7 protein-coding genes are annotated in these 12,444 nt (G+C 39.2%); all 7 read left to right on the forward strand.

Annotated features, from left to right (window positions below; all coding sequences use genetic code 11):
• Positions 1 to 592 precede the first annotated feature (592 nt).
• The 7 genes from porL to AC06G9_RS20710 all read left to right on the forward strand — a co-directional run bounded on the left by porL (position 593) and on the right by AC06G9_RS20710 (position 12,288).
• Positions 593 to 1,405, forward strand: a complete 813-nt coding sequence (gene porL, locus AC06G9_RS20680; protein WP_045752197.1) for a type IX secretion system motor protein PorL/GldL — start codon at positions 593 to 595, stop codon at positions 1,403 to 1,405.
• Positions 1,406 to 1,434: 29 nt separating this feature from the next.
• Positions 1,435 to 2,967: a type IX secretion system motor protein PorM/GldM gene (porM, locus tag AC06G9_RS20685; protein ID WP_480957081.1), complete on the forward strand. Its 1,533-nt coding sequence runs from the start codon at positions 1,435 to 1,437 to the stop codon at positions 2,965 to 2,967.
• A gap of 292 nt (positions 2,968 to 3,259) precedes the next feature.
• Entirely contained in the window at positions 3,260 to 3,838 is a 579-nt protein-coding gene (locus AC06G9_RS20690) for an RNA polymerase sigma-70 factor (RefSeq protein WP_293926769.1), read from the forward strand.
• A 67-nt stretch (positions 3,839 to 3,905) separates the two neighbouring features.
• Positions 3,906 to 5,045 carry a FecR family protein gene (locus AC06G9_RS20695; RefSeq protein WP_480957082.1) on the forward strand — a complete coding sequence of 380 codons (1,140 nt, stop codon included), beginning with the start codon at positions 3,906 to 3,908 and terminating at the stop codon, positions 5,043 to 5,045.
• Between the two features lie 244 nt (positions 5,046 to 5,289).
• Positions 5,290 to 8,712 carry a TonB-dependent receptor gene (locus AC06G9_RS20700; RefSeq protein ID WP_480957083.1) on the forward strand — a complete coding sequence of 1,141 codons (3,423 nt, stop codon included), beginning with the start codon at positions 5,290 to 5,292 and terminating at the stop codon, positions 8,710 to 8,712.
• A gap of 8 nt (positions 8,713 to 8,720) precedes the next feature.
• A complete protein-coding gene (locus AC06G9_RS20705) occupies positions 8,721 to 10,715 on the forward strand; it encodes a RagB/SusD family nutrient uptake outer membrane protein (RefSeq protein WP_480957084.1) in 1,995 nt (664 codons plus the stop codon).
• A 70-nt stretch (positions 10,716 to 10,785) separates the two neighbouring features.
• Entirely contained in the window at positions 10,786 to 12,288 is a 1,503-nt protein-coding gene (locus AC06G9_RS20710; RefSeq protein WP_248755303.1) for an alpha-L-fucosidase, read from the forward strand.
• The last annotated feature ends 156 nt before the right edge of the window (positions 12,289 to 12,444 follow it).

The raw sequence follows: 12,444 nt of genomic DNA on the forward strand, positions 1-12,444 counted from the left end.
TGATAAGGGTTGAAATGGTACCAATGAAAGTAAAAAGCAGATGAAGCTATAGCAAAAAAGCCCGCACTTCATTGACCCGAACGAGAAATTTCACAACAAGTGAAGTAGTAAGAGCTGAAAAAACTAGGCGTAAAAAATCCCAGAGAGTACGCGAAGCTGAACGAAGAATAACCCTTATGCACAAAAAAATAAGGGATCAAAATCAAAGGAGTTTACATGCAGTAAACCAGCAAACGCTACATAGGCATTCTGACCACGATAATGGCCATAATGAAATAATAACAAAAAAGACGGCAATAAATCATTATTTTTGATATCAACGTTACTTAAAATGACTTGTACAATGAACCTACAGATTCTTTTCAATTTGCGCATTGGATTATGGAAAAAAATCAACTGTACCTAAAGATCTATTTTACTGAACGGGAGTGGGCAGCGATTCCATGTGCATCTGCGTTGTTTCGATCTGAACGTATAAACATATTCGAGGTTTAGACGTAGAGATAAAAACTAAATCGAAATACAGGTATCAATGGCACGATTTTTTGTCATAATCATATTTCACATATAATCAGCTTAAAAATTAAAAACTATGAGTAAGAAAAAAGACAATTCGAAATGGTTGAACGTCGCCATTTCTTGGGGAGCAAGTATCGTGATCATCGGCGTACTTTTTAAGATCCTGCATATTGGAGGATCTTATGCCAACTATATGATCGGAATCGGATTGGGAGTTGAAGCTATCTTATTTTTTCTAATGGGTTTCAATCCACCTGCACCAGAACCAGACTGGAGCCGCGTCTATCCCGAATTGGATGAAAATTATACGGGAGAACTTCCAGTACGTGGAACCCCAGTTGTCCATAGCCCTACCGGTCCATCAGCAACTGTCGCTTTGGATAAAATGTTTGCAGATGCAAATATTGACGAGACCAGTATCGGCAATTTAGGAAGAGGATTACGTGATTTCAGTGAGAAGATGTCGGCGATCAATAAAATTTCTGATGTTTCCCTAGCAACGGAAGATTTTACTCAAAAACTGAAATTAGCAACATCCAAATTTGATAGCATGAGTCTCGCTTTTGAGCAGGCATCGGCCAATTTGGTACAGATGTCCCATTCTTCTGCAGATACGACCAGTTACCACGAGCAAGTGAGTAAGTTGACCACCAATTTGCAGCAGTTAAACGGGATGTACGAGCGCGAACTTCAAGATTCTGCTTCGCACTTAAAATCGATGAACCAATTTTACGAGAATTTAAATTATACCATGCAAAACTTCAATGAATCGTTAGATGATTCCAAGGCATTCAAAGAAGAAGTGGGCAAGTTGGCCAAAAACCTAAACGCTTTAAATGCCATCTATGGCAATATGTTAAGTGCTATGAACCAGCCACGAGTTTAATCATCCATGTATCATATAAATCACTAAAAATGGCATTAGGAAGAGAAACTCCAAGACAGAGAATGATCAGCATTCTTTATCTGGTACTACTTGCATTACTTGCATTGAATGTACCCGATACCATCTTGGATGCATTTAAGAACATCAACAATAGTCTCGAAACATCACGCTCAAATGTCAACACGGCTGTACAGCAATTGTTTGCGGCATTTGAAAGTACCAAATTGAAAGAGGAGCCTGCCCGTGCAAAACCCATCTACGATAAAGCTAAAAAAGCACAATCCATTATCGGTGAACTGAATACCTATATCAATGCATTAAAAGAAGACTTCACCAAACAAGGTGGCGGCATCGATCCAGAAAAAGGAGATCTTGTCAAAAGAGAAAACGAAGATATATCGCCCAATCTCATGATCAATGAGAAAAAGGGAACCGTGCTTAAGGATAAAATTAATGAGACCCGGGCAAAACTCCTGGCCTTATTAAGTCCTGAAGAACAAAAAAGTGTTTCTTTTTCATTAGAGGCAAAAGACCCAGAAAAATCTGTCAATGGCAAGAAAACTTGGGAAGAGATTAATTTCGGAAGCGGCACACCCCTGACCGCAGCCATGACGATCTTAACCAAAATCCAGACGGATGCCCAAAATGCGGAATCGGATGTGGTGAAATTAATCTTGGGCAAAATGGATCAGGCGGTTGTTAACTTAGACAAATTTGCAGCTGTTGCAGTAGCGCCTACATCGTACTTGGTACAAGGACAACCTTATCAAGCTGAAGTATTTCTGACCGCTTCAGATTCCAAATCCCAGCCTGCCATCAGTGTGAATGGTTCGCCATTACAGATTGTCGATGGAAAGGGAGTTTACCATGTATCGACGAGCAAAGAAGGGATTTTCTCTTGGACAGGTGTGATTCAAGTGAAACAAACAGACGGTTCGATGAAAGAGTACCGCACGGCGACACAGACCTATCAGGTCGCACGTCCATCCGCAGTGGTATCTCCCGACAAGATGAATGTCTTGTATATCGGTGTTGATAATCCGTTATCTGTTTCAGCAGCTGGTACGCCGACAGATAAAGTAAAAGTGAGTATGACCGGTGGAAGCCTATCTGGATCGGGCGGTAAATACATTGCGCGCGTATCATCGCCAGGTACCGCACGGATATCAATTGCTGCTGAAGTAGCACCTGGTAAGATGCAGACTTTGAGCACGACAGAATTCCGTGTCAAACGTATCCCAGATCCCATTGCAAAATTTGCAGGCAAAACCGGTGGTTCCATGGCTACCGTAGCCCTAAAAGCACAGAATGCCATCTTTGCAAAATTGGATAATTTTGATTTTGACGCTAACTTTAAAGTTACTAAATTTACGATGATTATCGCAAAGCCTCGTGCTGATGCGATTGTATTGTCTACTTCAGGCAATCAATTGAGCTCCAGCATGGCATCTGCCTTAAACGGTATCACACCGGGCACCCGTGTTATCTTTGATAATATCGTCGCTGTAGGTCCCGATGGTACATCAAGACAGTTAAATGCAGTAGCATTAACAGCAAACTAATCTTAATTTAATCTTCTATAGAAAAGGCCTGATCAATTGATTAGGCCTTTTTTAAACGCTGAAGCTCATAGTTTCCTTCCATCAATTCCCAGCTTTCTCCCCACGAATATACATCCTGCTGAAGGTAACTTTCTGTCTTCTTATCTTATAATCATCCATAAAAACCTAAACCTGCCATAAAAAACTAACTATCAAATAGATATCCGAGATAAATTAAAAACAATTTATGTCATACATAATTTGTTTTTAGCAAGGTAATTATATATCTTGTACCATTAGTCTACCAAATTTTATGAAAAATACTCCAAATGGGGATGCCGAGCTATTAGCTCAGTTAAGGGAGAGCAAACATTCGGCACTTACAGAAATTTATAATAAGTACTGGAAATATCTATATCAATCTAGTTTTCGGATACTCCAAGATCATGAAAAATGCAATGATGTCATACAAGAGGTATTTGTTAATCTTTGGGAAATCCGTTCAAAACTTTTCATAAAACTATCTTTAAAATCATACCTCTATGCAGCTGTTAAATATGAAGTACTGCGGCAGCTTAGAAAACAGGTTATTAATGATGATATATTGGATTTTATTGACACGTTGGAAGATAATTCCAATGAGGAACTCATGGAATATAAAGAATTGCAACAGCAAATAGACCAGATCATAGAAGAGCTACCCTCACGTTGCCAAGAAGTATTTAAATTGAGCCGCTTGGAGCATCTCACTCATAAAGAAATTGCAGAAAAATTGGCTATAAGTACTAAAACTGTCGAATATCACATTGCCAATGCATTAGTTTACTTGCGTAGTCAATTGGGAAAAACACTCAGTATAGAGCTATTTATACTTTTTTTAATCAATCGATAAAAAAAATAAATAATTGACTAGGGATAGCCATCCCTTATTTACTCTTATATATAAATAACCTTAAATTTTGAGAAAACAAGAATTTCTAACCTTATTAGATAAATACCTCAATGGCGAAACATCTATTGAAGAGGAGGAACTATTATCCAAATTTCATGCGACATATCGCCATCATGAACATTTGGATGATTCTTTTTTTACGGAGGATCTTAGGCTTGAAATCTTATCAAAGATAGAAAATCGTATCGGAACTCATCAAGTAAAGATTTACAACTGGAGGCACTGGGCGGCCATAGCAGCAGCTGTATTGATCACACTGTCGGGTATCACGTATTATTATCAAAGATGGAATGAAACAACGTACCAGCAAATCGCGAATAATGCTGAAAATGTATTGCCTGGTAAAAATAAGGCGATATTAAGATTGGCAAATGGAAAAGTTATCTCCTTGGATGAGGCTGACATCCATGCACACACCATATTAAGAGAACAAGGTTTGACGATCCAAAGAAATAAGAGTGGACAGCTTGTCTATATCATTGGAAATGAACAGAACACAAATGCTATGGGCAATAATACGATTGAGACACCTCGAGGTGGGCAATATCAAGTTATACTTCCTGACGGCACACATGTTTGGTTAAATTCGGAATCCTCTTTAACCTATAATGTCGACTTTAAAAAACAAAGAAAAGTTCACTTGAAAGGAGAGGGTTATTTTGAAGTCGCAAAGAAAACTGTCCCTTTCATCGTACAGAACGAAATGCAAGAAATACGCGTATTAGGAACTCATTTTAATGTCAATTCCTATCAAGATGAAGCCTATTCACAAACCACGCTCCTAGAAGGTCAGGTCGAAATAAGCGCTCTAAATAATAAAAACCAAACCATATTGATGAAGCCAAACTTTAGTGTAACGACCAATAATACCTCTGGTGTTTCTAAAAAAAGTGAAGCTGATATAGCAGCAATAATGGCTTGGAAAAATGGTGATTTTCATTTTGAAGATCAAAAATTGTCTACCATATTACGTGCTATATCGCGCTGGTATAATGTACAAGTAGATTACAACTCACTTCCCAATACGCACTATACCCTGCAGATATCAAAGCATGTAAGACTTTCAGATGTACTAAAAATGTTGGAAAAAACTGGACCTGTTACATTTCAGTATAATGAGCAGATGATCCATGCTGTAAAACAATAACCGATTCAACCAATTAATAAAAAGCTTATGATAAAAAACAACTAAACAACAATCTAAAAAAGAAATCCAGCCGCACGGCCATGCAGCTGGACCCTATCAAAAAGGGTAATGAAACAAACTTAAAATACTACTAATCACTAACCTAATGAACAAATGTATGAATATTCTGATGCATTGTAGGGAATTGTTATTCATTTTTTTGAATCGGATCTCTACAATATTATGTCATGGTTTTTTCCTGAAAATGAAAATAACAACTTTATTAATTATCGCAGGTTTACAAGTCTCTGCTAATGTCTTCTCTCAAGAGATTAGCATAAATGTAAAAAATGCACGCTTAAAAGAAATATTATCCAGTATCCGTAAACAAACCGGGTATAACTTGGTATACAATACCGAATTAATTAATCATGCTAAACTGATTTCTATCGACTTCAACAAGCTTTCGTTGCAACAGGCGATGACTTTATTATTTGCAAATCAACCCTTTGATTACGAATTGAATGGAAAAACACTCTTAATCACGCCAAAGGACGAAAATACAAAGACAACGCCAACTGTATCTATTCAACAGCAAACCATTGCTTCAGGTCGTATCACAGATGCAAACAACAAACCTTTAGCCGGTGTGACTGTCAAAGAGAAAGGAACAAGCAACGCGACCACAACCAGTGAAAATGGGACCTTTAAATTATCTGTTAAAGACGCTAGATCAATACTCGTTTTTAGCTATGTAGGTCATACTACTTCAGAAAAGCCAGCGGGTTCTCAGATGAATTTCATCATGGAAGAAAACTCTTCAGCCATGGATGAAGTCGTGGTTGTCGGCTATGGAACACAGAAAAAAATAAATTTAACCGGTTCCGTCTCTACAGTAAGCGCAAAGCAACTCGAATCCAGACCCGTTCAAAACTTAGGACAAGCACTACAGGGAATGGTTCCTGGATTAAATTTACAGACTGCAGGACTTGGAGGCGAACTCAATCAAACCATGAGTGTCAATATCCGTGGAGCAGGTACAATCGGTGTGGGTTCCTCTTCATCTGTATTGGTATTGATCGATGGTATGGAAGGTGATATGAATGCGCTAAATCCGCAGGATATCGAAAATATCTCGGTTCTAAAAGATGCAGCTTCAGCCGCGATATATGGATCTAGAGCTCCTTTCGGTGTTATTTTAATTACAACAAAGGCAGGGAAAATCGGAAAACCAGTGGTCAATTACAACAATAATATCAGGTTAAGTGCTCCAAGAGGTTTACCAACGATGCTGGATTCTAAAACATTTGCTTACTATTACAATGAAGTCGCGGCTAATGATGGCGAAGCAGCCAAATTTTCACAAACTGTCCTTGATAAAATCATGGCCTATCAAAATGGCGAAATCAGTACAGTCTCCACAGCAGGGGCTGATGGAAAATGGCAATACTATACGGGATCGAACGCCAATACCAACTGGTTTGAAGAATTTTACAAAAACTTCTCCACTTCACATGAACATACCATGAGTGTGAACGGTGGATCAGACCGTGTTAAATATTATTCTTCACTGAATTATATGGATCAGGATGGTTTAAATAAATATGCTAACGATAATTTCAAACGTTTTTCATTTGCTACAAAATTAGATATCAAAATTTCCGATAAACTAGATCTATTGACAAATACCCGTTTTGTAAGAGAAGATTTTGATAAAGCAACGCATATGAATGATCTTTATTATCACAATATTGCCAGACGCTGGCCAACAGTTCCTGTACGCGATGATAATGGATTCTTTTCAGAACCTTCAGAAATAAATCAATTATTGGACGGAGGACGCACCAATTACCAAAAAGACTTTTTATATCAGCAGATCCAGTTAAAATATCAACCGATCAAAGGCTGGAATATCACCGGTAATGTCAATTACAGAATCACCAATAGAAATGATCACAGCGAAATCCTAAAAGCTTATGCTTATGCTGTAAACAAAGAACCTTTCCTTGTACCAGTCGGTTACAACAGTGCTGGAGGAACCAGTGTAGGCGAAACTGCGCAAAAAGATGAATACTTCAGTACCAATCTATTTTCGGACTATAGTTTTAATATTGCCGAAGACCACCAGTTTACCGTTCTAGCAGGATTCAATTCAGAATTGAATAAGTACAGAACACTAGGCGGAACGATGAGCGGATTGATCACAGACGATATCCCTACTTTAAATACCGCAACATTAGACCCGAAAACCAATGGTGGTTATCAACATTGGGCTATCGCAGGATTTTTTAGCCGGGTCAACTATAGCTATAAAGACCGATACCTATTGGAATTAAATGCCCGCTATGACGGTTCATCCCGATTTCCAACCGACCTAAGATGGAATCTCTTCCCTTCATTTTCTGCAGGCTGGAATATTTCCAACGAAGCCTTTTGGCCTTTAAAATCTGAAATATCGTTATTCAAACTTAGAGGATCTTACGGAGAGCTGGGTAATCAGGGAACAGACAACTGGTATCCTTTCTATTCCATCATGCCGGTTACAGCTGGACAAGGAAGCTGGTTACTCAATGGTGTGAAACCAAATTCTGCAAGTGCTCCAAATTTAATTTCCTCTTCTTTAACCTGGGAACGTGTGTCGAGCTGGAATCTGGGACTGGATGTCGCTGCCCTCAACAATCGTTTAGGACTGGCATTTGATATCTATAAAAGAAATACTTATGACATGATTGGTCCAGCACCCGATCTACCTGCGATTCTGGGAACAGCGGTACCTCGCATCAATAATTCAGAAATGTATTCCAAAGGATTTGAAGTAGAACTTTCCTGGAAAGACGATATCGGAGATTTCAACTATGGCGTCCGTGCTGTGTTATCAGACGATCAACAGACGGTAACCAAATACCCTAATCCAAACGGCAATTTAAATCAATGGTATGATGGCCGCAAGAATGGTGAAATCTGGGGGTATACGACCATCGGCTTAGCTAAGACTCAAGAAGAGATGGATGCTCACATAGCGCAAACAAAGCAATCTTTTGCGACCAAGTGGCAGGCAGGTGATGTGATGTACTTGGATAAAAATGGAGATGGACAGGTCAACAACGGAGCAAATACCTTGACCAATCCAGGTGATCTGAGTATTATCGGCAATAGCCTGCCCCGCTTTAGATACAGTTTAGATCTTACTGCAGCTTATAAAGGATTTGACGTTCGAGTATTTCTTCAGGGAATTGGGAAACGGGACCACGTGCCTAATGGACCATATTTCTGGGGTGCCAATGGCGGTATGTGGCAATCGGCAGGTTTCCAGGAAAATATGGATTTCTTCAGAGACGAAAGTTCAGTGATGGTACAAAATGATGTATTAGGTGTCAATACAGATGCATACCTACCAAGACCGTACTTCAACACACAAAAAAATCAGCAGACCCAGACACGCTACATACAGAATGCCGCTTATCTACGGTTAAAAAATGCACAGATCGGTTATACCTTCCATCCAGCATTACTATCAAAGATCGGACTGTCAAAAATCCGTGTATATGCTTCCGGAGAGAATCTATTGACGTTTACAAAAATGGCAAAAGTATTTGACCCGGAGACGGTTGGTTTAGGAGGCTGGAACGATGGTAAATCCTACCCGTTCTCAACCATCTATTCTTTTGGATTAAATGTGAATTTTTAATGATTTGAATGATGAAAAAAAGCTATATAAATAATATAAAACAACTCTGCACAGCTGTACTCGCCTTCAGCACATTGCTATCCTGTAATAAATATTTGGATAGAGCACCTTTGTCCAATGTAACACCGTCCGAGTATTTAAATACCGAAGCTGATCTCGCTGCATATACCATAACCCGTTACAATTTCCCGACACATGCAGGTTGGGGGTTGGGTACATTTGCGAATGATAACGGGACAGACAATCAAGTAACCTCAGGTTATGCTACACGATGGGTACCTGGCGAATGGCGGGTAGGTGCCACAGGGGGAGACTGGGATTTTACGAATATCCGTCAGGTCAATTATTTCATCGAATCGGTAGTACCCAAATGGAAAAGTAACAGCATCACCGGCAATAAACTCAATATTGAGCATTATATCGGTGAAGCCTATTTCTTACGGGCTTACGAATACTTCAACAAAGTACAGGCATTGGGAGATTTTCCTATCTTAAAAAATACCTTAAAAGATAATCTAGAGGAATTAACCGCCATCTCTGTGCGCAAACCCCGAAATGAAGTCGCTCGTTTTATTATTTCGGACCTCGACTCCGCTATTTCATTATTAGGTATCTCATCATCTGCCGGTAAAACAAGAATTACTAAAAATGCAGCTTTATTATTAAAGTCTAGGGTTGCACTGCATGAAGCGACCTGGCTGAAATACCATAAAGGAACTGCTCAAGTACCGGGTGGCCCCGGATGGCCCGGAGCAAAATCAAATCCTAATTTCGCCATGAATATCGATCAAGAAATCGATTACTTCTTGACACAGGCTATGGAGTCTGCGCAGTTGGTAGCAGATGGAGTGACTTTAGTCAACAATACCAAAGATAATGGATTTAACTCATCAAACAATCCTTATTTCAAGATGTTTGGTGATTTTGACCTAAATGCCTATAGTGAAGTGCTTCTTTGGAGGCAATATAGTCTCCCCTTAAATGTAACGCACGCTGTAAACCACTATATGAATAGAAATGCAGGCAATTCGGGTTACTCCAAAGGACTGGTGGAAAACTTCACCATGGCCAATGGCCTACCGATTTATGCGGCCAACTCAGGCTATCAAGGAGATGATCTTATCGCTAGTGTAAAAGCTGGTCGTGACAATCGTTTGCAGATCTTTATGAAAGCCCCGGGAGAGTTAAGCTATACCGATCGAAAGAATACCAATGGACAAGATATCCTAGAGGGAAACCCAGATATTTTAGGTATTGCTGAAACCAGATATGTAACAGGATATGCCCTTAAGAAAGGGTTCAGTTACCTGATCGCACAATCTGAAGGTGCAACCAGTACCACCGGTTCTATTGTATTCCGAGCCGTTGAAGCTTACTTAAATTATATCGAAGCCAGCTACCTTAAAAATGGTTCGGTCAACGCTAAGGCGCAGGCATACTGGACGCAAATCAGGGAGCGTGCTGGAGTCAATCCCGATTATATGAATACGGTGAATAACACCGATATGAATATGGAAGCAAAAGGTGATTTTGGGGCGTACTCTGCGGGACAATTATTATCGGATAAAGTTTTGTATAATATCCGACGAGAAAGACGTTTGGAATTAGTGGCAGAGGGCATGCGGTTTGCCGATCTAAAACGCTGGAGAGCATTGGACCAACTGGCGGCTAAACCTTATATTGTTGAAGGCATGAAAATATGGGGACCTATGCAAGACTGGTACAAAGATGAAAAAGGAGTTTCAACATTGATACCGCCTAATACTCCCGGAAAAACGGGTAATGTTTCCTTAAAGTCAGAAAGCAATTATCTTAGACCTTACCGCATCAACTTAGCGGCAACCAATTTAGTCCTCGACGGGTATAAATGGATCAGTGCACATTATTTAAATCCAATTGCTATGAGCCACTTTACCATAACTTCACCAGACGGTTCACCGGAATCGTCAAGTATATACCAAAATCCGGGATGGCCATTAATGGCCAATCAAGGTGCAAAATAATTAAGCTAATCCCAAAAATTAAATCACCATATTGCATTTCTGCAGTATGGTGATTGTAGTATCAACAAAAATGAAAAACATCAAAATACCGATTTTATGCGGGCTTATTTGTCTTGCATCAATCACACTTGCACAGCAGAATTATGTGGAATTAAAACCTGAGGACACAAAAGAAGACATCATCAGAAAAGCGGCACATGTAAGACCTACCAAACGTCAACTTAAATGGCAAGAGCTTGAAGTAACCGGATTTATACATTATGGGATCAATACTTTTACCGGTAAAGAATGGGGAGATGGCAAAGAAGATCCTAAATTATTTAACCCTAAAAAACAAGATGCCGAACAATGGGTAAAAATTGCTAAAAAAGCAGGGATAAAACTATTGATCTTAACAGCAAAACATCATGATGGCTTCTGTTTATGGCCAACAGCCACAACTGAACATTCCATTAAAAACTCACCCTATTTAAATGGTCAAGGCGATGTTATGAAAGAATTATCCGATGCCTGTCGTAAACATGGTGTAAAATTTGGTGTTTACTTATCTCCCTGGGATCAACACGAAGCCGTTTACGGAACAGAAGCTTATAATGATTTTTTTGTCAAACAACTGACAGAATTATTGACACAATATGGCCAAGTAGATGAAGTATGGTTTGACGGTGCAAACGGAGAAGGTCCAAATGGCAAAAAACAAGAGTACGATTTTGAAAGGTATTATAAGACCATAAGAGCCATTCAACCCGAAGCCGTCATCGCCGTGATGGGACCAGATGTCAGGTGGGTAGGTACAGAGACAGGTTATGGAAGAGATACAGAGTGGTCTGTCGTACCAACTGCTGCGCTCAGACAGGATGCCGTAGCAGGTGAATCGCAGCAGGACATGACTATAAAACCTAAAGGTGACATGAGAAATAGCGATTTAGGATCAAGAAGTCAGATCGAAAAAGCAGAAGCATTAGTTTGGTATCCTGCCGAAACAGATGTTTCCATCAGACCGGGCTGGTTTTTCCATGAAAATCAAAATGACCAAGTAAAGAGCCCCGAAAAGCTCTTGGATATATATTTTAACTCTGTCGGCAAGAATGGTGTATTATTACTGAATATCCCTCCATCACAAGATGGTCTCATTCACGAAAAGGATGAACAGGCGCTTATTGGGTGGAAAAATTTAAGAGATCAAATTTTTGCTAATAATTTGTTGAAAACAACTTCTGCGAAACTCATCAATCAGCATAAAGAAATCATAACAAAAAAGGAGAAAACAGGTCAATATTGGACAACAAAAGGAGTCGATACTGCAACCTTTGTCTTTGACATTGGAAAAGAGCAAGAATTTAATCTGCTCGATATTTCAGAGTTTATCAAATATGGACAGCGTGTAGAGAAATTTGAGCTGGAGGTGCTACAAAATAATGCTTGGACTAAAGTTGCATCTGGAACAACAATAGGCTCAAGAAGAATTTTACAATTTAACACCATCAAAGGAAAACATGTTCGCCTAAAAATACTTGAAAGCAGATTAAATCCCATGATACAAAATATTGGTCTCTACCATTATATCCAATAATTATTAATAGACAAGAGCGTATCCTTTTTTAATGTGATTGTAATCGACATCCAAAATTGACCAAAACAAAATTCAAAATCAACGATATTTTTAACCGCATTTGATACTTATACTATTTATGACTATATTTAAGTATGCATAGGATTCTATTCATAA

Source organism: Sphingobacterium sp. MAE (assembly GCF_056711605.1).